This window comes from Nocardioides sp. LMS-CY (genome assembly GCF_018732145.1).
GTDB lineage: Bacteria > Actinomycetota > Actinomycetes > Propionibacteriales > Nocardioidaceae > Nocardioides > Nocardioides soli.
In genome coordinates this window covers 3,142,537-3,166,334 of sequence record NZ_CP076104.1, presented here as the reverse complement: position 1 = coordinate 3,166,334, position 23,798 = coordinate 3,142,537, and the positions used below count along the sequence as shown (strand labels likewise).

At 71.3% G+C, this 23,798-nt stretch carries 22 protein-coding genes; all 22 read left to right on the top strand.

Annotated elements, in window-relative coordinates; all coding sequences use genetic code 11:
• The first annotated feature begins 10 nt into the window (after positions 1–10).
• The 22 genes from aspS (at position 11) to KM427_RS15050 (ending at position 23,783) form a co-directional block, all read left to right on the top strand.
• Positions 11–1,777 (top strand): aspartate--tRNA ligase, encoded by a 1,767-nt coding sequence (aspS, locus tag KM427_RS15155; protein WP_215527646.1) that lies wholly within the window; start codon positions 11–13, stop codon positions 1,775–1,777.
• A 338-nt stretch (positions 1,778–2,115) separates the two neighbouring features.
• Positions 2,116–3,132 carry an ABC transporter permease gene (locus KM427_RS15150; protein ID WP_183594248.1) on the top strand — a complete coding sequence of 339 codons (1,017 nt, stop codon included), beginning with the start codon at positions 2,116–2,118 and terminating at the stop codon, positions 3,130–3,132.
• Positions 3,133–3,214: 82 nt separating this feature from the next.
• Positions 3,215–4,960: an ABC transporter substrate-binding protein gene (locus KM427_RS15145; protein WP_215524398.1), complete on the top strand. Its 1,746-nt coding sequence runs from the start codon at positions 3,215–3,217 to the stop codon at positions 4,958–4,960.
• Between the two features lie 189 nt (positions 4,961–5,149).
• Entirely contained in the window at positions 5,150–6,166 is a 1,017-nt protein-coding gene (locus KM427_RS15140; protein WP_183594249.1) for an ABC transporter permease, read from the top strand.
• 43 nt (positions 6,167–6,209) lie between these two features.
• A complete protein-coding gene (locus KM427_RS15135) occupies positions 6,210–7,229 on the top strand; it encodes an ABC transporter ATP-binding protein (RefSeq protein WP_343057965.1) in 1,020 nt (339 codons plus the stop codon).
• Complete coding sequence (locus tag KM427_RS15130) at positions 7,226–8,530, top strand: ABC transporter ATP-binding protein (protein ID WP_215524397.1); 1,305 nt, start codon at positions 7,226–7,228, stop codon at positions 8,528–8,530. Before KM427_RS15135 ends, KM427_RS15130 begins: the two co-directional genes overlap by 4 nt.
• A gap of 29 nt (positions 8,531–8,559) precedes the next feature.
• A complete protein-coding gene (locus KM427_RS15125; RefSeq protein WP_215524396.1) occupies positions 8,560–9,963 on the top strand; it encodes a replication-associated recombination protein A in 1,404 nt (467 codons plus the stop codon).
• 174 nt (positions 9,964–10,137) lie between these two features.
• On the top strand, positions 10,138–10,629 hold the full coding sequence (locus tag KM427_RS15120) for a hypothetical protein (protein ID WP_215524395.1): 492 nt from the start codon (positions 10,138–10,140) through the stop codon (positions 10,627–10,629).
• Positions 10,626–10,919, top strand: a complete 294-nt coding sequence (locus KM427_RS15115; protein ID WP_215524394.1) for a DUF6167 family protein — start codon at positions 10,626–10,628, stop codon at positions 10,917–10,919. The genes KM427_RS15120 and KM427_RS15115 overlap by 4 nt, the downstream gene beginning before the upstream one ends.
• A complete protein-coding gene (gene alaS, locus KM427_RS15110; RefSeq protein WP_215524393.1) occupies positions 10,919–13,630 on the top strand; it encodes an alanine--tRNA ligase in 2,712 nt (903 codons plus the stop codon). The genes KM427_RS15115 and alaS overlap by 1 nt, the downstream gene beginning before the upstream one ends.
• Positions 13,631–13,639: 9 nt before the next feature.
• Positions 13,640–14,110, top strand: coding sequence for a Holliday junction resolvase RuvX (gene ruvX, locus KM427_RS15105; protein ID WP_183594256.1), 471 nt, complete (start codon positions 13,640–13,642; stop codon positions 14,108–14,110).
• Between the two features lie 28 nt (positions 14,111–14,138).
• Positions 14,139–15,341, top strand: coding sequence for an endolytic transglycosylase MltG (gene mltG / locus KM427_RS15100; RefSeq protein WP_215524392.1), 1,203 nt, complete (start codon positions 14,139–14,141; stop codon positions 15,339–15,341).
• A gap of 13 nt (positions 15,342–15,354) precedes the next feature.
• A complete protein-coding gene (locus KM427_RS15095) occupies positions 15,355–16,170 on the top strand; it encodes a shikimate dehydrogenase (protein WP_215524391.1) in 816 nt (271 codons plus the stop codon).
• A complete protein-coding gene (locus KM427_RS15090; RefSeq protein ID WP_215524390.1) occupies positions 16,167–16,877 on the top strand; it encodes a prepilin peptidase in 711 nt (236 codons plus the stop codon). Before KM427_RS15095 ends, KM427_RS15090 begins: the two co-directional genes overlap by 4 nt.
• Before the next feature lie 40 nt (positions 16,878–16,917).
• Positions 16,918–18,096, top strand: coding sequence for a chorismate synthase (aroC, locus tag KM427_RS15085; RefSeq protein ID WP_215524389.1), 1,179 nt, complete (start codon positions 16,918–16,920; stop codon positions 18,094–18,096).
• A gap of 7 nt (positions 18,097–18,103) precedes the next feature.
• Positions 18,104–18,604: a shikimate kinase gene (locus KM427_RS15080; RefSeq protein ID WP_215524388.1), complete on the top strand. Its 501-nt coding sequence runs from the start codon at positions 18,104–18,106 to the stop codon at positions 18,602–18,604.
• 166 nt (positions 18,605–18,770) lie between these two features.
• Complete coding sequence (gene aroB / locus KM427_RS15075) at positions 18,771–19,862, top strand: 3-dehydroquinate synthase (RefSeq protein ID WP_215524387.1); 1,092 nt, start codon at positions 18,771–18,773, stop codon at positions 19,860–19,862.
• A complete protein-coding gene (locus KM427_RS15070; protein ID WP_215524386.1) occupies positions 19,859–20,290 on the top strand; it encodes a type II 3-dehydroquinate dehydratase in 432 nt (143 codons plus the stop codon). Before aroB ends, KM427_RS15070 begins: the two co-directional genes overlap by 4 nt.
• 127 nt (positions 20,291–20,417) lie before the next feature.
• Positions 20,418–21,203, top strand: a complete 786-nt coding sequence (locus KM427_RS15065; protein WP_215524385.1) for an SIMPL domain-containing protein — start codon at positions 20,418–20,420, stop codon at positions 21,201–21,203.
• Positions 21,204–21,302: 99 nt separating this feature from the next.
• Entirely contained in the window at positions 21,303–21,866 is a 564-nt protein-coding gene (gene efp, locus KM427_RS15060) for an elongation factor P (protein ID WP_183594264.1), read from the top strand.
• A complete protein-coding gene (gene nusB, locus KM427_RS15055; protein WP_215524384.1) occupies positions 21,866–22,273 on the top strand; it encodes a transcription antitermination factor NusB in 408 nt (135 codons plus the stop codon). Before efp ends, nusB begins: the two co-directional genes overlap by 1 nt.
• Before the next feature lie 133 nt (positions 22,274–22,406).
• Positions 22,407–23,783, top strand: a complete 1,377-nt coding sequence (locus KM427_RS15050) for a dihydrolipoyl dehydrogenase family protein (RefSeq protein WP_215524383.1) — start codon at positions 22,407–22,409, stop codon at positions 23,781–23,783.
• Positions 23,784–23,798 lie beyond the last annotated feature (15 nt).

Here is a 23,798-nt window from a genome sequence, read left to right as displayed (position 1 = left end):
CACCCTCCCCATGAGAACGCACGGTGCTGGCGCGCTCCGCGCCGAGCACGCCGGCCAGACCGTCACCCTCGCCGGGTGGGTGGCCAACCGGCGCGACCACGGGGGAGTCGCGTTCATCGACCTGCGCGAGGCGAGCGGTGTCGTCCAGGTCGTGATCCGCGACGAGGAGGTCGCCCACCACCTGCGCGCGGAGTACTGCCTGCAGGTCACCGGCGAGGTGGCCCGGCGCAAGGAGGGGAACGAGAACCCCAACCTCGCCACCGGCGAGATCGAGGTCGTCGCGACCGACGTCGAGGTGCTCAGCGCCGCGGCGCCGCTGCCGTTCCCGATCAGCGATCACGTCGACGTCGGCGAGGAGGCGCGCCTCAAGCACCGCTACCTCGACCTGCGCCGCTCCGGCCCCGCCGCGGCCATCCGGCTGCGCAGCAGGGTCAACAAGGCCGCGCGCGACGTGCTCGACGAGCACGGCTTCGTCGAGATCGAGACCCCGACCCTGACCCGCTCGACGCCCGAGGGCGCCCGCGACTTCCTGGTGCCGGCGCGGCTGCAGCCCGGCAGCTGGTACGCGCTGCCGCAGAGCCCGCAGCTGTTCAAGCAGCTCCTCATGGTCGCCGGCATGGAGCGCTACTACCAGATCGCCCGCTGCTACCGCGACGAGGACTTCCGCGCCGACCGGCAGCCGGAGTTCACCCAGCTCGACATCGAGATGAGCTTCGTGGAGCAGGACGACGTCATCGCCGTCGCCGAGCAGATCCTGGTCGCGCTGTGGAAGCTGATCGGCCACGACGTCCCCGTGCCGCTGCCGCGGATGACCTACGCCGACGCCATGGCCCGCTACGGCTCCGACAAGCCCGACCTGCGGATGGGCCAGGAGCTCGTCGAGTGCACCGAGTACTTCAAGGACACCCCGTTCCGGGTCTTCCAGGCGCCGTACGTCGGCGCCGTGGTGATGCCGGGGGGAGCGAGCCAGCCCCGCAAGCAGCTCGACGCCTGGCAGGAGTGGGCCAAGCAGCGTGGCGCCAAGGGCCTGGCCTACGTGCTCGTGCAGGAGGACGGCGAGCTGACCGGCCCCGTGTCGAAGAACATCACCGACGAGGAGTTGGCCGGCCTGGCCGCCCACGTCGGCGCGCGGCCAGGAGACTGCATCTTCTTCGCGGCCGGCGCCGTGAAGTCGAGCCGGGCGCTGCTCGGCGCGGCCCGGCTGGAGATCGGGCGGCGCTGCGACCTGATCGACGAGGACGCCTGGAGCTTCCTCTGGGTGGTCGACGCACCGCTCTTCGAGCCCGCCGACGAGGCCACCGCGGCCGGTGACGTCGCGGTCGGGAGCGGGGCCTGGACCGCGGTCCACCACGCCTTCACCTCGCCGCAGGACCTCGACACCTTCGACAGCGACCCCGGCGGCGCGCTGGCCTGGGCCTACGACATCGTCTGCAACGGCAACGAGATCGGCGGCGGCTCGATCCGTATCCACCGCGAGGACGTCCAGAAGCGGGTCTTCGCGATCATGGGCATCGACGAGGACGAGGCGCAGGAGAAGTTCGGGTTCCTGCTCGAGGCGTTCAAGTACGGCGCGCCGCCGCACGGCGGCATCGCGTTCGGCTGGGACCGGATCGTCGCGCTGCTGTCGCGCAGCGACTCGATCCGCGACGTCATCGCCTTCCCCAAGTCCGGCGGCGGCTTCGACCCGCTCACCGCCGCGCCGGCGCCGATCACGCCGGAGCAGCGCAAGGAGGCGGGCGTGGACGCCGTACCGGAGGTGGAGGAGACCTCCGCGTGACCTCCGCGTGACCTCGCCGTCATCCGGCCGGGCCCGTCCGGCGGTGACGTGGGTCGCGCGGCCCGGCTGACACTCCGACGCCGCGCCGAAGGTTCTGTCGCGGACCTCCGATGGTGGCGGAAGGTGCGCCGTGCACGCCTACATCCGGCGGAGGGTATGGCGCAAGAGGCCCGATCCGGCGGACGTGTGCGTGAACGGGTCGAGACCAGATCGTTACACGCTGAAGACCCGATGTTGCTGGTGCGTCACATAGAGTCGCTGCGGTCGTCGAGCCGCGAACCGTCCGCGACCCCGGGCGGAAGCACGACGCCGAGCACAACCGAGAAGACAGAGGTGCCATGACCGTTCAGGCCTCCAACCTGGAGAGCGAGCAGCTGCCGGACCCCTCCGGCGCCCCCGAAGGTGATGTCTCGAAGCTCGCCGGCAAGTCGCCGACCCGGCTCGCGATCGGTCGCTTCCGTCGCGACAAGCTGTCCATGATCGCCTTCGTCGTGGTGGCCCTCTACATCCTCGCCGCGATCTCGGCGCCGTTCCTCGTGAAGATGGGCGTGCTGGACCCGACCACCTTCCACCAGGAGCTCACCGACCCGGCCTCGGGTGGCCTGCCGACCGGCAAGCTCGGCGGCATCAGCTGGGACCACCCGCTCGGCGTGGAGCCCCAGACCGGCCGCGACGTGCTCTCCCGGGTCTGGTACGGCCTGACCTTCTCGCTGGCCATCGCCCTCTCCGCGACCCTGATCTCCATCTGCGTCGGAGCGGTGCTCGGCATCATCGCCGGCTTCACCGGCGGCTGGGTCGACTCGTTCATCGGCCGGGCGATCGACCTGACCCTGTCCTTCCCCGCGACGCTGATGCTGCTGGCGCTCTCCAGCATCGGCATCCAGCTGATGGCTGACATCCTCCCCGGCACGTTCTCCGACCCGCTGCCCAACGGCGCCTACGTCGTCTTCGTGCTGGCGCTGTTCGGCTGGCCGGGCGTCGCCCGGATCATCCGCGGACAGGTGCTGTCGGTGCGCGAGCGCGAGTTCGTCGACGCCGCCGTGCTGCTGGGCGCCTCGCGGCGCCGGCTCTACTTCAAGGAGATCCTGCCGAACCTGTGGGCGCCGCTGCTCGTCGTGTTCACGCTGACGATGCCCGCCTACATCTCGGCCGAGGCCGCGCTGAGCTACCTCAACGTCGGCATCAAGCCACCGACGCCGACGCTCGGCAACGTGCTGCGCAGCTCGATCAACTACTCGTCGGCCGACTTCGTCTTCTTCTTCACACCGGCCTTCCTGATCATGATCATCGTCGTGAGCTTCAACCTGCTCGGCGATGGTCTCCGCGACGCTCTCGACCCGAAGACGAACCGTTGAGGTCCGTCTCCCCAGTTTTCGACGGCATGGCGTCGTCGAAGGTGCCGCCGCTCCAGGCGCGACACACACTCAAGGAGAAGTAATGTTCAAGTATCGAAAGCGGGTGTTTGCTGCCTCCGCTGCGATCGCTCTCGCTGCCGGCCTGGCGGCGTGCGGTGGTGACAGTGATGGAGGAAGCTCCGACAACCCCAGCGGCGACGCCGGTGCCGCAGAGGCCGGTGGCACTCTCAACTACCTCATCTACGCCCCGATCGAGCACGTCGACCCGCAGCGGATCTACGTGGGTCGCGACATCACCAACTTCAGCCGGACGGTCTACCGCCAGCTGGTGACGTTCCCGATCTCCACCGACCCCGAGGTCTCCAACACCCCGGTCGCCGACCTGGCGACCGACACCGGAACCTCCGAGGACGGTGGCAAGGTCTGGTCCTTCACGATCAAGGACGGCGTGAAGTGGGAGGACGGCCAGCCGATCACGTGTGAGGACTTCAAGTACGGCGCCTCGCGGGTCTTCGCGACCGACGTGATCACGGGTGGTCCGAACTACCTGCTGAGCTACCTGGACATCCCGACTGACAAGAAGACCGGTCTGCCGGCCTACAACGGTCCCTACAAGGGTGACGGCCAGGAGCTGTTCGACAAGGCCATCACCTGCGACGGCAACACCATCACGTACAACTTCAAGCAGCCGTGGCCGGACTTCCCGCTCGCCGTGGCGGCGCTGCACATGATGGACCCGTACCGCCAGGACAAGGACCAGGGCGACAAGTCCAACTTCCAGATCTTCTCCAACGGCCCCTACAAGCTCGAGGGCACCTGGAGCAAGAACAAGGGCGCGACGTTCGTCAAGAACGAGAACTACGACGCGGCGACCGACGACCCGGAGAACATCCGCCGGGCGCTGCCGGACAAGATCGTCTTCAACATCGGCCAGACCACCGAGACGATCTACGACCAGCTGATCGCCGACACCGGTGACGCGCAGACCGCCGTCACCGCGCAGCGCGTCCCGCCGGCGTACTACAACCAGATCGAGGGCGCGGTCGCCGACCGCTCCGTGCTGGTCGACTCGCCGTTCGTCGACTACCTGGTCCCGAACTTCCGCAAGCTGTCCGACCCGAAGGTCCGCGAGGCCCTCAAGGTCGCGACGAACGCGACGGCGTGGATCAACGCCGGCGGTGGCGAGAAGGCCTACGGTCCCGCCGAGTCCATCGTGAACCCGGCTGTGGTCGGCTACCAGGACAACCCGGCGTTCTCGGGCCCGCAGGAGGGCGACCCGGCCGCTGCGAAGAAGCTCCTCGAGGAGGCGGGCGTCCAGATGCCGTACCCGCTCACCTTCACCTACCCGAGCACGGAGACCGCCGACAAGCAGGCCGCCGCGCTGAAGGAGACCTGGGACGAGGCCGGCTTCGACACGACCCTCGACGGCCTGGGTGACACCTACTACGACGTCATCCAGAAGCCCAACAAGGAGAGCGACGTGATCTGGGGTGGCTGGGGTGCCGACTGGCCGTCCGCCATCACCGTGACCCCGCCGCTGTTCGACAGCCGGATCAACCTGACCCAGAACTCCGACGGTCAGGACTACGGCGCCTACCAGAGCGACGAGTTCAACGGCCTGGTCGACGAGGCGCAGAACGCCGCCTCGCTGGAGGACCAGACCGCTGCGCTGCAGCAGGCGGACATCGTCCTCGGCCAGGACGTCGCCTACATCCCGCTCGAGATCACGAAGTTCTACTTCCTCTACGGCTCGAAGGTGACCGGGTACACCAACACCCCGGCCAGCGCGATGTACCCCGACCTGGGTGCCATCGGCGTGTCGTCCTGATCCAGGAGTAGAACCGCAACACCTCGCCGGGCGGCCGCACCTGCTGTGGCCGCCCGGCTCGGGGGTGAGGGCCTCATCAAAAGAGGTCCTCACCCTCCACCCCGTCCAGGGTGCATGCTGGGTTCAGCACCGCCGTGCCGACCCCGATTTCGCCAGCCCAGTTCTTGACCAGTCCGAGGTGGTCCCCCGATGTACGCCTATGTCATCCGACGCCTGTTCGTCGGTGTGATCATGCTGATCGCGATGAGCCTGGTGACGTTCGTCCTGTTCTTCGCCTCGCCGATCGACCCGGCACGGTACGCATGCGGGAAGAACTGCTCCCCGGAGCTGCGCGAGCAGACCCGCAAGGCACTCGGATACGACAAGCCCGTCGTCGTGCAGTGGACCGACTTCCTCAAGGGCGTCGTCCAGGGCCGCGACTACCCCGACGACCCCGAGCTGCGCGCCGCCGCGCCCGAGCTCGTGACGCACTGCCCCGCTCCCTGCTTCGGCTACTCGGTCGTCAACACCAAGACCGTCAACGAGGAGATCAAGGAGGCCTTCCCGGTCTCGCTGTCGATCTCGATCGCGGCGCTGGTGCTCTGGCTCTTCTTCGGCGTGCTGTTCGGCGTCATAGCCGCGATCCGAAGAGGCACGGTCATCGACCGCGGAATCGTGGCGGTGGCCCTCGTCCTCTACGCGTTCCCGGCGTTCTTCATCGGTCTCTTCCTGCTCAAGTTCATCGCGATCAAGTGGCAGCTGGTGGACGTGCCGGTCTATACGCCGATCGCCGAGGGGGGAGTCGGCGGCTGGTTGTCCTCGCTGTTGCTCCCGGCGATCACCCTGGCCGTGCTCTACATGGCCGGCTACGTGCGGATGACCCGCGCCTTCGTGCTGGAGTCGATGACCGAGGACTACGTCCGCACCGCCCGGGCCAAGGGCCTGCGCTCGCCGCGGGTGATGGTGAAGCACACGATGCGCGCGGCGCTGACCCCGCTCGTGACCCTGATCGGCCTGGACTTCGCCGGCCTGATGGGCGGCGCGATCATCACCGAGACGGTCTTCAACTACAACGGCCTCGGCAAGCTGGCCTACGACGCCACGCTGACCAACGACCTGCCGACGATCATCGGCCTCGTGCTGCTGCTCGGTACCTTCGTGATCGCGGCCAACATCATCGTGGACGTGCTGTACGCCGTCATCGACCCCCGCGTGCGCGTGGGCTGAGGGGGGACCCGCAGTGGCATTCCTAAGCGTTCGTGACCTGAAGGTGCACTTCCCGACGGTCGACGGCATCGTGAAGGCGACCGACGGGCTGTCCTTCGACCTCGAGAAGGGCAAGACGCTCGGCATCGTCGGCGAGTCCGGCTCGGGCAAGTCGGTGTCGAGCTCGGCGATCCTCGGCCTGCACCGCAAGACCAGCGCGATGGTGAGTGGCGAGATCCTGCTCGACGGCACCGACCTGCTCAAGCTCTCCGACGAGCAGATGCGACGCCGGCGCGGCAAGGACGTCGCGATGATCTTCCAGGACCCGCTCTCGGCGATGCACCCCTACTACACCGTGGGCAACCAGGTCGCCGAGGCCTACCGGGTCCACCACAACGTGAGCAAGAAGGTCGCGAAGGCGCGCGCGGTCGAGATGCTCGACCGGGTCGGCATCCCGCAGCCCGACCGGCGGGTGGACGACTACCCCCACCAGTTCTCCGGCGGCATGCGCCAGCGCGCGATGATCGCGATGGGGCTGATCAACAACCCCAGTCTGCTCATCGCCGACGAGCCGACCACCGCGCTGGACGTGACCGTGCAGGCGCAGATCCTCGACCTGCTCCAGGACCTCCAGAAGGAGTTCGAGTCCGCGGTCATCATCATCACCCACGACCTCGGCGTGATCGCCGAGATGGCCGACGACGTGCTGGTGATGTACGCCGGCCGCGCCGTCGAGTACGGCTCGGGCAACGAGATCCTCACCCACCCGGAGATGCCGTACACCTGGGGCCTGCTCTCGAGCGTCCCGGACGTCACCGGCGACACTGAGGCGCGGCTGATCCCGATCCCGGGCAACCCGCCGTCGCTGCTCAACCCGCCGAGCGGGTGTGCGTTCCACCCCCGCTGCGCGCATCGGGACAAGGTCCCCGGCGACCTGTGCGTCACGACCCTGCCCGAGCTGGCGCCCGGGACCCGGACCGAGACGCACCTCAAGCGCTGCCACCTCGCCAACCCGGACGTCGTGTACGAACAAGAGATCCTGCCGGAGATCGCGCCGGAGCTGGTGGAGGAGAAGCAGGCATGAACAACAAGCGCGGCGACGACAAGCTGACCCCCCTGCCCGCCACCGCCAACTTCCTGCCGCAGGACGACCCGATCTCGCGCACCGAGGACCCTGTCGACCAGGACGAGATCGACTTCGTCGCGCCGATCGAGGGTCACGCGGCGTCGGTGGCGGACCCGAACGCCAAGCCGATCCTCGAGGTCCGCGACCTGAAGATGTACTTCCCCGTGAAGTCGTCGGGCATCATCCGGCGCACGATCGGCCACGTGCAGGCGGTCGACGGGGTCTCCTTCCAGGTGCCCGAGGGCGGTGCCCTCGGCCTGGTGGGCGAGTCGGGCTGCGGCAAGTCCACGACCGGTCGGATGGTCACTCGGCTCTACGAGCCGACCAGTGGCACGATCACCTTCGACGGGCGAGACATCTCGAGGATCAGCACGCGTCAGCTCAAGCCGCTGCGCCGCGAGGTCCAGATGATCTTCCAGGACCCGTACACCTCGCTGAACCCCCGGCACTCGGTCGGCGCGATCATCGGCGCGCCCCTGGCCATCCACAAGGTGCTGCCGAGGAACAAGATCCTCCCGCGGGTCCAGGAGCTGCTGGAGATCGTCGGCCTCAACCCCGAGCACTACAACCGCTACCCGCACGAGTTCTCCGGCGGCCAGCGCCAGCGCATCGGCATCGCCCGGGCACTCACCCTGCAGCCGAAGCTGCTCGTCGCCGACGAGCCGGTCTCGGCGCTCGACGTGTCGATCCAGGCGCAGGTCATCAACCTGCTCCAGGACGTCCAGCGCGAGTTCAACATCGCGTTCGTCTTCGTGGCGCACGACCTGGCCGTGGTCCGGCACTTCTGCCCGGAGATCGCGGTGATGTACCTCGGCAAGATCGTCGAGATCGCGGACCGGGACACGCTCTACAACCGGCCCAACCACCCCTACACGCAGGCGCTGCTCTCCGCCGTGCCCGACGTGAAGCAGGCCGCGATCGGCGGTCGCCGCGAGCGCATCCGGCTCGAGGGCGACGTCCCGAGCCCGATCAACCCGCCGTCCGGCTGCCGGTTCCGCACCCGGTGCCCGATCGCGCAGGAGATCTGCGCCCGGGTCGAGCCGCCGCTGCTGCAGATCGGCAAGCGCCACAAGGTCGCCTGCCACTTCGCCGGCGAGCTGGGCCACCACCCGGACCGGCCGGTGACCGCTCCGCTGCTCGGTGTCGACGACACCGGCGCGCCGGACCCCGGGGCGACCCCGACGACGGTGGCCGGCAACGAGCCCGGCTACTCCGACACGTGGTACGACCTCGAGCGCAAGACGATGGCCTCTGCCTGACGCCTCGGCGCGACTCGTACGCTGACGGCGTGGACGAAGGACTCTTCGACGCCCCCGGTTCCGCGGCAACCGTCAGTGGGCGCACCGGGGGCGGCTCGCTGAACGCGAACACGCACGCGTCGGCACCGCTGGCGGTGCGGATGCGGCCGCGCACGCTGGAGGAGCTGGTCGGTCAGGAGCAGCTGCGCGCCCCGGGCGCGCCCCTGCGCCGCCTGGTCGAGGGCGACCAGTCGATGTCGCTGCTGCTGTGGGGGCCGCCCGGCACCGGCAAGACCACGATCGCGGCGATCGTCAGCCAGCAGACCGACCGGCGCTTCGTGGAGGTGTCCGCCGTCTCGGCGGGCGTGAAGGAGGTCCGCGCGGCGATCGACGCCGCTCGTGCCGAGCTCGTCGCCGGTGGTCGCGAGACGGTCCTCTTCGTCGACGAGGTGCACCGCTTCTCCAAGGCGCAGCAGGACGCCCTGCTGCCCGGCGTCGAGAACCGCTGGGTGACCCTGATCGCCGCCACCACCGAGAACCCGTTCTTCAGCGTGATCTCGCCCCTGCTCTCGCGCAGCCTGCTGCTGCGGCTCGAGTCCCTGACCGACGACGACGTACGCGCCGTGCTGCAGCAGGCGATCGTCGACGAGCGCGGGCTCGCGGGCACGGTGACGGTCGAGGAGGAGGCACTCGAGCACCTGGTGCGGCTCGCGGGAGGCGACGCACGACGTTCGCTGACCTACCTCGAGGCGGCGTCGGGGTCGGCGGTCGCCCAGGGTCGCGACACCGTCGACCTCGCCACCGCGGAGACCGCGGTCGACCGGGCGGCGGTGCGCTACGACCGCCAGGGCGACCAGCACTACGACGTGGTCAGCGCGTTCATCAAGTCGGTGCGCGGCTCCGACGCCGACGCCGCCTTGCACTACCTGGCCCGGATGATCGAGGCGGGGGAGGACCCGCGCTTCATCGCCCGGCGGCTGATGATCCTCGCCTCGGAGGACGTCGGGCTGGCCGACGCGACGGCCCTGCAGACCGCGGTCGCGGCCGCCCAGACCGTGCAGCTGATCGGCATGCCGGAGGCCCAGCTCACGCTGGCCCACGCGACGATCGCGCTGGCGGTGGCGCCGAAGTCGAACGCCGTGACCACCGCGATCGGTGCCGCGCTCGCCGACGTGCGCGCCGGGAAGATCGGCCAGGTGCCGCCGCACCTGCGCGACGCGCACTACGCCGGGGCCAAAACCCTTCGAGACGCCTCGTCCCTCGGCTCCTCAGGGACCGTGAGGGAACGGGTGGAGTACAAGTACAGCCACGACGAGCCCTTCGGGATCGCGGAGCAGCAGTACGCCCCCGACGTCGTCCTCGACCGCGAGTACTACCAGCCGACCTCGCTCGGCGCCGAGGCCGGCATCAAGGAGCGCTGGGAGCGGGTCCGCCGCCTGATCCGCGGGGAGTGACGGTGGTTGAGGTGCTCCGGAGCGAGGGACGAGCGGAGGAGCCTCGAAACCCGGTGAGCCGGGAGGCAGCCTCGAGTGCGGCAGGTGCGCGGGGGCGGTGGTTTCGAGGCTCGGCGCTGGCGCGCCTCGCACCTCAACCACCGTGTCGGCCCCTGCGCGATAGGGTCGGGGACCATGCAGGACTGGATCGTGCCCGCGGTGGCCGGGGTGTTGGCGCTGGTCGCGCTGGTGCTGTCGGTCGCGCTGGTGCGGACCCGGGCACGTACCGACCGGGCGCTCGAGCGGTCGCGTGCCGAGACGGCCGCCCTGCGCGACCAGCTCGCCGCCCTGGAGCGCCGGGTGGGGCAGCCGACCGTGGCGTCCGAGGCGTCGTTCGTGATCACCGACCTCGGCCACGAGCAGGCCCGAGCGGAGGAGCCGGCCCCGAAGGTCGAGTCCGCCCTGTTCGCCGACCTGGTGCTGCGCGAGACCGTGGTCAAGGCCGCTTCGCTGGCCCACGGCGTACGCCGGGCGCTGGACCCCGAGACCCGGCACCGGATCCGGTTCGAGATGAAGCGCGAGGTCAAGCGGGCGCGCAAGCAGCGCAAGGCGGACACCCGGGAGGCCCGTCGCGAGTGGGCGGCCCGCCAGCGGGCCGACCTCGGCGAAGAGGGCTCCGCCGCATGAAGCGCGGGCTCTGGTTCGTCGCCGGAGCCGGCACCGCCGTCTACGTGATGGTCCGGGGTCGGCGTGCGGCGGAGGCCCTCACCGTCGACGGGCTCAAGGACCGGATCGGCGCGCTGGAGGTCGGCGCGCGGCTGTTCCGCGACGAGGTCGCCCAGGGCCGGGCCGACAAGGAATCGGAGTTGCGGGAGCGGCTCGGTCTCGTTCCTCATGGAACCCCCGAGCTCACCGGAGGCCGCCACAAGGCGATCGCCACCGACAGCACCACTGAGAAGCAGGAAGGCAACAACTGATGGACACCGCGGAGATCCGCCGCCGGTTCGTGGCTCACTTCGAGTACAACGACACCGTGGGGGCACACACCCCGGTCCCGTCCGCCTCGCTGCTGTTGGACGACCCGAACCTGCTCTTCGTCAACGCCGGCATGGTGCCGTTCAAGCCCTACTTCCTGGGTCAGGAGACCCCGCCGTACCCGCGGGCCACCAGCGTGCAGAAGTGCGTGCGCACACCCGACATCGAGGACGTCGGCAAGACCACCCGGCACGGCACCTTCTTCGAGATGTGCGGCAACTTCTCCTTCGGTGACTACTTCAAGGAGGGCGCGATCGAGCTCGCCTGGGAGCTGGTCACCAAGCCGCTCGCCGACGGCGGCTGGGGTCTGGAGGAGAGCCGTCTCTACCCCAGCGTGTACGCCGACGACCGGGAGGCGCTGGACCTCTGGAAGAAGGTCACCGGCCTGCCCGAGGAGCGGATCCTGCGCCTGGGCAAGAAGGAGAACTACTGGTCGATGGGCGTGCCCGGCCCGGGCGGCCCGTGCTCCGAGATCCTCTACGACCGCGGCCCGGGGTACGGACCGGACTTCGACCCGACGGCGCTCGGCCCCGACATGCCGGTCGCGCTCGAGGACCGGCTCCTGGAGATCTGGAACCTCGTCTTCATGCAGGACGAGCTGAGCGCGGTGCGGTCCAAGGAGGACTTCGACATCGCCGGATCGCTGCCGAAGAAGAACATCGACACCGGCATGGGGCTCGAGCGCGTGGCGTTCCTGCTCCAGGGTCGGGAGAACATGTACGAGATCGACGTCATGTTCCCGGTGATCGAGAAGGCCGAGCAGCTGACCGGCCGTCGTTACGGCGCCGACCATGGTGACGACGTGCGTTTCCGGGTGGTCGCCGACCACGTGCGCAGCTCGATGATGCTGATCGCCGACGGCGTGACGCCCGGCAACGAGGCGCGCGGCTACGTGCTGCGCCGGCTGCTGCGCCGCGCGGTGCGCTCGATGCGGCTGCTCGGGTACGAGGACCCCGCGCTGCCCGAGCTGCTGCCGATCAGCCGCGACAAGATGGGGGAGACCTACACGGACCTCCACAAGGACTGGGACCGGATCGCGCGGGTCGCCTTCGCCGAGGAGGACGCCTTCCGCAAGACGCTCCAGGCCGGCACCCAGATCTTCGATCTGGCGGCCACCGAGGTGCGGTCGTCCGGGGCCACCGTGCTGTCCGGGGACAAGGCGTTCTCGCTCCACGACACCTACGGGTTCCCGATCGACCTCACGCTCGAGATGGCCTCCGAGGCCGGTCTCACCGTCGACGAGCAGGGCTTCCGGTCGCTGATGGCCGAGCAGCGCGAGCGGGCCAAGGCCGACGCGCGCGCCAAGCGCGGCCAGCACGCCGACACCGGCGTCTACCGGGCGGTGCTCGACGAGTACGGCCCGACCGAGTGGCTGGCCTACGAGACGCTCGAGACCGAGTCGAAGACGCTCGGGCTCTTCGCGGAGGGCATCGCGGTGCCCTCGCTGGCCGCGGGACAGGTCGGGGAGCTCGTGCTCGACCGCACGCCGTTCTACGCCGAGTCGGGCGGTCAGGCCGCCGACGCCGGGACGATCGAGTTCGACGGCGGCCGCCTCGAGGTGCTCGACGTCCAGCGCCCGGTGCGTGGCCTCGTCGTCCACCAGGTGCGCGTCGTCGACGGCGAGCTGAACCCGCGGCACGTGCTGCACGCCCGCGTCGACCCCGAGTGGCGCACCGGCGCGCGCCAGGCCCACTCGGGCACGCACGTCGTGCACGCCGCGCTGCGCGAGGTGCTCGGCCCTTCCGCGCTGCAGTCCGGCTCCTATAACCGGCCCGGCTACCTGCGCCTCGACTTCGGCTGGACCACCGGCCTCTCGGCCGAGCAGGTGCGCGACATCGAGCAGGTCTCCAACCAGGCGCTGCGGGCCGACCTGCCGGTCGGCTGGCAGTACATGACCCTGCCCGAGGCCAAGGACTGGGGCGCGATCGCGCTCTTCGGCGAGACCTACGACGACCAGAAGGTGCGCGTGGTCGAGATCGGCGGCCCGTGGTCGCGGGAGCTGTGCGGCGGCACGCACGTCGAGCACTCGTCGCAGATCGGCACGATCGTGGTCACCGGCGAGTCGTCGGTCGGCTCGGGCAACCGCCGCATCGAGGCGTTCACCGGGGTCGAGGGCTTCGCCTACCTGGCGCGCGAGCGCGACCTCGTCAGCCAGCTCACCGGCCTGCTGAAGACCCAGCCCGACGACCTCGTGCCGCGGGTCAGCGACCTGGTCGAGCGGCTGCGCGCGGCCGAGAAGGAGATCGAGAAGGTCCGTCTGGGCCAGCTGCTCGCGGCCGGGGGCGAGCTCGCCGCAGGCGCCGCGAAGGTCGGCCCGGTCAACCTGGTCGCCCACCGTGCCGACGGCGCGAGCGGCGGCGACGTGCGCACGCTGGCGCTCGACATCCGCGGCCGGTTGCCGCAGGGCGAGCCGGGCGTGGTGGTCGTGATCGGCGCCGCCGACGGGAAGGTCTCCGTGGTCGCGGCGCTCAACGACGCGGCACAGGCCCGCGGCCTCAGCGCCAACGACCTGGTCCGCGCGGTCGGCCCGCTGGTCGGCGGCAAGGGCGGCGGCAAGGCCGACGTGGCGCAGGGCGGCGGCACCGACGCCTCGCGCATCGACGAGGCCCTGGCGGTCGTGACCGCCGAGGTCGGCCGGGTCGCGGCGGGCTGAGACCGTCTGATGCGTCACGGCGTACGCCTCGGCATCGATCCCGGAGACGCCCGGATCGGCGTCGCGCGCAGCGATCCCTCCGGGTTCCTCGCGAGCCCGGTCGAGACCGTGCGCCGCGGCAAGGGCGACCTGGCTCGGATCGCGCGGATCCTGGCCGGCGAGCAGGAAGAGGCGACGGTCCTGGAGGTCGTCGTGGGGCTGCCCCGGTCGCTCTCGGGCGGTGAGGGGCCGGCCGCGGCGAAGGTGCGCGAGTTCGCCGCCTCGCTGGCGCGGCGGGTAGCGCCGGTGCCGGTGCGGCTCGTCGACGAGCGCATGACCACGGTTTCCGCGGAGGCTATGCTGCGCGACCAGGGCCGCAAGGGGGGCAAGCGGCGCGCGGTCGTCGACCAGGCAGCCGCCGTCCTCATCCTGCAGCACGCACTGGACACCGAGCGCTCGACGGGGGTCGCGCCGGGCGAGATCCTCGAGGAGACCCGATGAACCACCCCACGAAGCCGCTGGAACACCGATGAGCGACGAGTACGACGCGGACCACGACTCCGCGCCGCTGCTGGGTGGCCAGGACGCCGAGGGCACGGACCACGGCACGACGTACGAGCCCGGCCGCCGCCGCGGCCCGCGCCGGCGCCGCAGCGTGCCGGGCTGCCTCGCCGTGCTCGTGGCCCTGGCCGTGGTCGTCGGCGGGTTCTACTACGTCGTCACCTGGGGCCTCGACAAGGTCGGCGACCAGTTCTCCTCGGCCGACGACTACCCCGGTCCGGGCTCGGGCGAGGTGACCTTCCAGGTGCACTCCGGCGACACCGCCACGGCGATGGGTCGCAACCTCAAGGCCGAGGGCGTCGTCGCCTCCGTCGAGGCGTTCATCGACGCCGCCAACGCCAACCCGGAGTCGAGCGGCATCCAGGCGGGCTACTTCCCGCTGAAGAAGGAGATGGCCGCCGCGGACGTCGTCGAGATCCTCGTGGACCCCTCGAACATGGTGAAGGCCACCGTCACCATTCCCGAGGGCCTGCGCGTGGTGGACATCGTCGCGATCCTCGCCAAGCAGACGGACTACTCGAAGAAGGACTTCCAGAAGGTCCTCGACGACCCCGACCGCCTCGGGCTGCCCGACTACGCGGGGGGCAACCCCGAGGGCTACCTCTTCCCGGCCACCTACGACTTCGGCCTGGACGCGTCGCCCGAGTCGATGCTCACCGACATGGTCGACCGCTGGAAGCAGGCCGCCGAGGACGCCGACCTCGAGACCGCGGCCGCCGACCTGGGGTACACGCCGCAGGAGCTGATGACGATCGCCAGCCTGGTCCAGGCCGAGGGACGCGGCGACGACATGCCGAAGATCGCGCGGGTCATCTACAACCGGCTCGAGATCGAGCCGAACCCGAGTGCGGGCTTCCTGCAGATCGACGCGTCGGTCAACTACGCCCTGGGCAAGCCGACGATCGCCGTGCTGACCCAGGCCGAGATCGACTCGGTCGCGGACTCGCCGTACAACACCTACACCCAGAAGGGCCTGCCGCCGACCCCGATCGAGGCGCCGGGCGACGACGCCATCGAGGCCGCATCGCACCCGGCGGACGGGCCGTGGTTCTTCTACGTGACGGTCAACCTGAAGACCGGCGAGACCAAGTTCGCGGAGTCCTACGACCAGTTCCTAAGCTACAAGCAGGAGCTCCGCGACTACTGCGAGACGCAGTCCGACCGGTGCTGAGCGGGAGCGACCGATGCGCTGCGCCGTCCTGGGGGACCCGATCGCCCACTCGCTCTCACCCGTCCTGCACCGGGCCGGGTACGCCGCCGCGGGCCTCGAGGACGCCAGCTACGACGCGGTCCGGGTCGACGAGGAGGGACTGAGTGGGTTCCTGGCCGGCCTCGACGCGGACTGGCGGGGGCTGTCGCTGACGATGCCGCTCAAGCGGGTCGCCCTCGAGCAGGCGCCGCGGGTGACCGACCGGGCCCGGCTCGCGAGCGGCGCCAACACCCTGCTGCTCGAACGAGGCGTGCCGGTGCTCGCCGACAACACCGACCTGCCGGGTGCGGCGGCGGCCGTGCGGGAGCGGTACGACGGACCGGTCGCCACGGTGACCGTGCTCGGTGGGGGAGCCACCGCCGCCTCGACCGGGCTCGCGATGTGCGACCTCGGAGCGCGCCGGGTGCGGCTGCTGGCCCGCAGCGCGGATCGTGCGGCGGCCACCGCCACGGCGATCGCCGCACACCCGTCGGCCCCTGCGGTCGAGGTCGGCCCCCTCGCCGACGGGAAGGTCGAGGGCGAGGTGGTGGTCTCCACCATCCCGGCGGAGGCGCAGGATCCGGCCCTGCTCGACCGCGCCGGCGACGTACCCGTGGTCTTCGAGGTGCTCTACGACCCGTGGCCGACGCCGCTCGCGATCGCCGCGCACGGACGGGTGCTGGTCTCGGGGCTCGACCTGCTGGTGCACCAGGCGGTGCTCCAGTTCGAGATGTTCACCGGGGTGCCGGCGCCCCTGGCGGCGATGCGCGCGGCCGGCGAGGCGGAGCTCGCGGCGAGGCAGTCGGCATGAACACCGACGTCGTGGCCGCCGCGCTCGGCGCGGTCGTCTGCGGCGTGGCCGGCCTCGGCGTACCCGCCCTGATCTCGCGCATCCCCGAGCCCGCCTCGGCGGCGCCCGACGACCCCCCGCGCTACACCCCGGTGGCGGCTCGGCCGGGGTTGGCCTGGCGGGCGGCGCTGGTGTCTGCGGCCGCCGGCGGGCTGGTCGGCGCGTCGCTCGGCCTGGTCTGGCCGCTGCTCTACCTGCTGCCGCTGGTGCCGGTCGCGGTCGCGCTCGGAGTCGTGGACCTGCACACCCATCTGCTGCCGACCCGGGTCATCTGGCCGACGCTGGGTGCGACCGCTCTGCTGGCGGTCGTCGCGGCGCTGCTCGACGGCGACGGCGACGCCCTCGTGCGTGCCGCCGTCGGAGGCCTCATCGTGTTCGTGTGCTTCCACGCGCTCTGGTGGGTCTACCCGGCGGGGATGGGGTACGGCGACGTCCGGCTGTCCGCGCTGGTCGGCTTCGCGCTGGGCTACCTGGGCTGGGCGGAGCTGGTGGTGGGTGTCTACGGCGCCTTCCTCGTGTTCGCCCTGCTCGGTGTGGTGCGGGCGCTGGTACGCCGCGACCGGGGTGCGTTGCGCACGCCGCTGCCGTTCGGCCCGTTCCTGCTGGTCGGGGCGCTCGGGGGCGTGACGCTCGGCGATCCGGTGTGGTCCCATCTCGTCGGTGGGTGACCGGCGTCGCTCGGCGTACCGACCGTGAAACACTGGTCCCATGCTGCGCTGGCTGACCGCGGGTGAGTCCCACGGCCCCTCCCTGGTCGCGATCCTGGAGGGGCTGCCCGCCCACGTCCGGGTGACCTCCGACGACATCGCCGACGCCCTCGCGCGGCGCCGGCTGGGCTACGGCCGCGGCGCGCGGATGAAGTTCGAGCGCGACGAGGTCACCTTCGTCGGCGGCGTGCGCCACGGCGAGACCCAGGGCGGCCCGGTCGCCCTCGAGGTCGGCAACACCGAGTGGCCCAAGTGGGAGAAGGTGATGTCGGCCGACCCGGTCGACCCCGCGGAGCTCGACGCGCTGGCCCGCAACGCGCCGCTCACCCGGCCGCGGCCGGGCCACGCCGACCTGGTCGGCATGCAGAAGTACGACTTCGACGATGCCCGACCGATCCTCGAGCGCGCCTCCGCGCGCGAGACCGCGGCCCGGGTCGCGCTCGGCCGGGTGGCCAGCAACTTCCTGGAGCAGGCCGTGGGCGCACGGGTCGTCTCGCACGTGATCGAGCTCGGCGGCGTCCGGGCGCCGGCGGGCGCCTGGCCGGCGCCGGACGACGTCGCCCGCCTCGACGACGACCCGGTGCGTTGCCTCGACGCCGACACCAGCAAGCTGATGGTCGAGCGCATCGACCAGGCGCACAAGGACGGCGACACCCTCGGCGGCGTCGTCGAGGTCGTCGTGCACGGCCTGCCGCCCGGCCTCGGCTCGCACGTGCACTGGGACCGCCGCCTCGACGCGCGGCTGGCCGGGGCGCTGATGGGCATCCAGGCGATCAAGGGCGTCGAGGTCGGCGACGGCTTCGAGCTGGCGGCGACGCCGGGCTCCCTCGCCCACGACGAGATCGTGCCGACCCCCGAGGGCATCCGCCGGGTCAGCGGCCGCTCCGGTGGCACCGAGGGCGGCATGACCACCGGCGAGATCCTCCGGGTCCGGGCCGCGATGAAGCCGATCGCCACCGTGCCGCGGGCGCTGCGCACCGTCGACGTCGCCACCGGCGAGGAGGCCGTGGCGCACCACCAGCGCTCCGACGTCTGCGCGGTCCCGGCCGCCGGCATCGTCGCCGAGGCGATGGTCGCGCTGGTGCTCGCCGAAGCGGTGCTGGAGAAGTTCGGCGGCGACTCGGTGGCCGAGACCCGACGCAACGCCGAGTCGTACCTCGACTCCCTGCGCTACCGATGAGCCGCGGATGATCGTGCTGATCGGCCCGATGGGCGCGGGCAAGACCACCATCGCCCGCCTGGTCGCCGAGCGACTCGGCATGACGGTGCGCGACACCGACCACGACGTCGAGGCCGCCGAGGGCCGACCGATCTCCGAGATCTTCGTCGACTCCGGCGAGGCCGCCTTCCGCGAGCTCGAGCGCACCGCGGTCGCGGCCGCGCTCTCCACCCACGAGGGCGTGCTCGCCGTCGGCGGCGGGGCGGTCCTCGACCCCGCGACCCGCGACCTGCTCGCCGGCCACGACGTGGTCTTCCTGCGGGTCGGGCTCTCGGAGTCCGTGAAGCGGGTCGGGCTCGGCACGTCGCGGCCGCTGCTGCTCGGCAACGTCCGCGGCCGGATCAAGGCGCTCCTCGACGAGCGCACCCCGATCTACGAGTCGGTCGCGACGCTCGCGGTCGAGACCGACGGCCGGGCACCCGACGAGATCGCCGACGAGATCGTCACCGCGCTGGCGGCCACGGCATGAGCGCGGTGCGGCTGCCGGGCGGCGGTGCGTCAGCAACCGTTCGGGAGGGGCATTCGGTTGCCTGCTCACCGCGGCCCGGCGCGGCCGCGGCCCGGCGGTGCGTCAGCAACCGTTCGGGGGCGGCATTCGGTTGCCTGCTCACCGCCGCTCGGATCGGCGGTGACGCATGAGCGCCACGGTCATCCGGGTCGCCGGGCCCGCGCCATACGACGTCGTCGTCGGCCACGCCGTGCTCGACCGGCTGCCGGGGCTGCTCGGCGACGGGGTGGCCCGGGTGGCGGTGATCCACCCGGCGAGCCTGCCCGCCGACCCGCTGATGGCCGCGCTCGGCACGTCGTACGACGTGCTCGACCTGCCGCTGCCGGACGGCGAGGCGGCCAAGACCGCGACGGTGGCGGCGCAGTGCTGGGAGGCGCTGGGTGCCGCCGGCTTCACCCGCTCCGACGTCGTCGTCACCTACGGCGGCGGAGCGACCACCGACCTGGGCGGGTTCGTGGCCGCCACCTGGCTGCGCGGGGTGCGGGTCGTGCACGTGCCCACCACGCTGCTGGCGATGGTCGACGCGGCGGTGGGCGGCAAGACCGGCATCAACACCGGAGCCGGCAAGAACCTCGTCGGCTCCTTCCACGAGCCCGCCGGCGTGCTGTGTGACCTCGCGACGCTCGCCACGCTGCCGCGCCCCGAGCTGGTCGCGGGTCTCGGGGAGGTCGTCAAGTGCGGCTTCATCGCCGACCCCGCGATCCTCGAGGTCGTCGAGGCGACCGACCCGGCCGACCTGACCGCCGACTCCCCGCAGCTGCGCGAGCTGGTCGAGCGGGCGATCCGGGTCAAGGCCGAGGTGGTCGCGGCCGACCTGAAGGAGACCGGCGGCGTCGACGGGCACCCCGGCCGCGAGGTGCTCAACTACGGGCACACGCTCGCCCACGCCATCGAGCGCAGCGAGGACTACGCGATCCGGCACGGCGAGGCCGTCGCGATCGGCTGCGTGTTCGTCGCCGAGGTCGCCGCCCGGGCCGGGCTGCTGGACCCCGACCTCGTCGAGCGGCACCGCGCGGCGTTCGGGCGGGTCGGGCTGCCCACGACGTACGACGGCGCGTCGTTCGACACGCTGCACGCGCACATGGCGGTCGACAAGAAGGCCCGCGGCAACCAGCTCCGGCTGGTGGTGCTCCACGACCTCGCGCGCCCCGCCGTACTCGCCGGCCCCGACCGCGAGCTGCTGCGGGCGGCGTACGCCGCGATCGGGGGTGGCTCGTGACGAAGGCGCTGGTCCTCAACGGACCCAACCTCGGCCGGCTCGGCCGCCGGCAGCCGGAGATCTATGGCAGCACCACCCACGCGGAGCTCGCGGAGCTGTGCGTCGGGTGGGGGCGTGAGCTCGGCCTCGACGTCGAGGTGCGCCAGACGAACCACGAGGGCGAGATGCTCGACTGGCTCAACGCCGCCGCCGACGACGCCACCCCGGTCGTGCTCAACGCCGCCGCCTGGACCCACTACTCGTACGCCATCTACGACGCCTGCGCCCAGCTCGTCGCCCCGCTGGTGGAGGTGCACATCTCGAACCCGCACCAGCGCCCCGAGGAGTTCCGGCACACGTCCGTGGTCACGCCGTACGCCATCGAGGTGATCGCCGGCCACGGCATCGACGGCTACCGCCTGGCCCTGGAGCGCCTCGCCCGATGTTGAGTCGTACCTTCCGACCACATGAGTCGGGAGTTCCGGCCGGCGCGGTGTCCAGAACTCCCGACTCAACCGTCAGCACTCCCGACTGAACCGGGGGAACCGGGGGTGGGGTGGGCGCGTCCGACTCTTCATGGACCGCTCCTCCGTCACCGTCAGCATCCGCACCCTCCTGATCGCCCTGCTGGTGGCCGTGGCCCTGGTCGCGGCGTACCTGCTCGGCGGCTCGGACGATCCGCCGGCGCACGCGGCCGACGACGGGGCGACGGGATCGACGGCGGGGGAGCAGGCCCGCCTGCTGACCATGACCGGGAAGGGCGAGGCGAGCGCAGTGCCGGACCAGCTGTCCTTCGCCCTGGCGGTCAACGTCACCCGGCCCGACCTCGCCGACGCGCTCGACGCCGCGAACGCCTCGATGGCGCGGGTCCTCGGCGCACTCGCCGAGCAGGGTGTCGCGAAGGGCGACGTGCAGACCACCGGCCTGTCGATGGACCCGGTGTACGACTACCACGCCTCCGATCCGCCGACACTGCGCGGCTACCGGGTCGCCCAGCGGGCGCGGGTGCTGGTGGACGAGCTCAAGAGGGGCGGTGCCGCGGTGAGCGCGGCGGTCGCGGCTGGGGGCAACGACGTACGCGTCTCCGACCTGCGCCTGCTGGTCGGCGACACCGACGAGGTGATGGCGCAGGCACGGGCGGCGGCTGTCGAGGAGGCGCGGACCAAGGCGGAGCAGTACGCCGAGGCGTTGGGCCAGACGCTCGGCGACGTCGTGACGGTGCGGGAGGTACGGGCGCGGCCGCTGCCGACTCCGGTCGCCGCACTCGCCGACCTCTCGGCGTACCGGGTCTCGCAGGTGCCGATCCGCGCCGGGCGCGACGAGGCGGCGGTGACCGTCCGGATCGTCTGGGAGCTCTCGTAGCGGATTGCTCCCGGCGCCCGGCCAGCCGATAGACTCATGCGCTGGTGCCCCAGTGGTCACCCACGAACCCACCCGACGTACGAAGGCTGACACCTGCGCATGGCAACGACGAACGACCTCAAGAACGGCATGGTTCTCAACATCGACGGCCAGCTCTGGTCCGTCGTGGAGTTCCAGCACGTGAAGCCGGGCAAGGGCCCCGCCTTCGTGCGTACCAAGCTGAAGAACGTCGAGTCCAACAAGACCGTCGACAAGACCTTCAACGCCGGCACCAAGGTCGAGACCGCCACCGTCGACCGGCGCACGATGCAGTACCTCTACAACGACGGCGCGTCGTACGTCTTCATGGACGTCCAGTCCTACGACCAGCTGGAGGTCGCGCCCGAGATCGTCGGTGACGCGAAGAACTTCCTGCTCGAGAACCAGGAGGCGATCGTCGCCACCAACGAGGGCCGGGTCCTCTTCATCGAGATGCCCGCCTCCGTCGAGCTGGTGATCACCTTCACCGAGCCCGGCCTCGCTGGCGACTCCGCCACCGGCCGCACCAAGCCGGCCACGCTGGAGACCGGCCACGAGATCCAGGTGCCGCTGTTCATCAACCAGGGCGAGAAGGTCAAGGTCGACACCCGCGACTCGTCCTACCTGGGCCGCGTCAAGTCCTGATGGCCGCACGCACCAAGGCGCGCAAGCGCGCCCTCGACGTCCTCTTCGCCGCCGACCTGCGAGGCGAGTCGGCGACCGAGGCGCTCGACCGCGCCATCGCGGAGGGCGAGGGCCCGACCAACGAGTACACCGCCGTCCTGGTGCGCGGCGTGGAGGAGCACCGGACCCGCATCGACGAGGTCCTCGGACAGTACGCCGAGGGCTGGACGCTGCAGCGGATGCCGGCGGTCGACCGCAACGTGCTGCGCCTGGGCGTCTGGGAGCTGCTGTACGCCGACGACGTCCCCGACCCGGTGGCGATCAGCGAGGCGATGACGCTGGTCACCGAGCTGTCGACCGACGAGTCGCCGGTCTTCGTCAACGGCGTGCTCGGGAGCGTGCTGCGCGACAAGGCGTCGTTGGTCTGAGCCCCGCGCGGGTTTCGGCTGCTGACCGCCGGAACCCGCACGACACGCCGCGTCGCGCCGGCGTGTCGTGCGGGAATCGGCTGCTGACAGCCGAAACCCCGAGGCACCTTGACGCCCCCGCGATGCTGGGAGCATGACTCAGCACGAGGTGGACCTGGTCGTCATCGGTACCGGCCCGGGCGGTGAGGCTCTCGCCGCGGGTGCCGCGAAGGCGGGGCTCGAGGTGGTGGCGGTCGATCGGCACCTCGTCGGCGGGGAGTGTCCCTACTACGGCTGCGTCCCCACCAAGATGATGGTGCGCGGCAGCGACACCGTCGCCGAGGTGCGGCGGGCGCCGCAGGTCGCCGGCGAGGCGAGCATCGCGCCGGCGTGGTCGGTCGTGCACCGGCGCATCGACGAGGACGCCACCACGCACTGGGACGACACCATCGCGGTCGACCGCCTCCGTGACGCCGGCGCGACCGTGCACCACGGTGTCGGCCGCCTGACCGGTCCGAAGCAGGTCACGGTCGCGCTCGCGGACGGCGGGACCGTTGCGTACGCCGCGCGCCGTGGGGTCGTGCTGAACCCCGGCACCCGGCCGGCGGTGCCGCCGGTGGAGGGGCTCGCGGACACGCCGTACTGGACCAACCGCGACGCCGTCCGGCTCGCCGAGCTGCCGGGCAGCCTGGTCGTGGTCGGCGGCGGCCCGATCGGCTGCGAGCTGGCCCAGGTGTTCGCCCGCTTCGGGGTGCGGGTCACCGTCGTCCAGCACGGCTCCCGCCTGCTCGAGGTCAACGAGCCCGAGGCGAGCGAGCTGCTCGAGAAGGTCTTCGCCGAGGAGGGCATCCGGGTGCTGACCTCCGTGGACCTCACCCGCGCGGCGTACGCCGACGGCGCGTTCACCCTCGACCTCAGCAACGGCGAGCACCTGACCGCCGACAAGGTGCTGGTCGCCGCGGGCCGCACGCCCAACCTCGACGATCTCGGACTCGACACCGTCGGCCTCGACCCGGGCAGCCGCACGCTCGACGTCGACGAGTGGTGTCGGGTCCAGGACGGCCTCTGGGCGATCGGTGACGTGACCGGCAAGGGGGCCTTCACCCACGTCTCGATGTACCAGTCCGTGGTCGCGCTGCGCGACGTCGTGGGGGAGCAGGGGGCGCCGGCGCGCTACCACGCGGTCCCGCACACGACGTTCACCGACCCGGAGGTCGGCGGTGTCGGGATGACCGAGCAGCGGGCCCGGGACGCGGGCCTGTCGGTGCGGACGGGAATCACCAAGTTGGAGGAGTCCTCGCGCGGTTTCATGCACGGCCCGGGTGGGCACGGCCTGATCAAGGTCGTCGAGGACGCCGACCGCGGGGTCCTGGTCGGAGCGACGGCGATGGGTCCCGCGGGCGGCGAGATCCTCGGCTTCCTGGCCGTCGCGGTGCACGCGGAGGTCCCCGTCGACACGCTCAGGACCATGATCTATGCCTACCCGACCTTCCATCGCGCGATCGAGACCGCACTGGCCGACCTCGACTAGGCCGACCTCGACCTG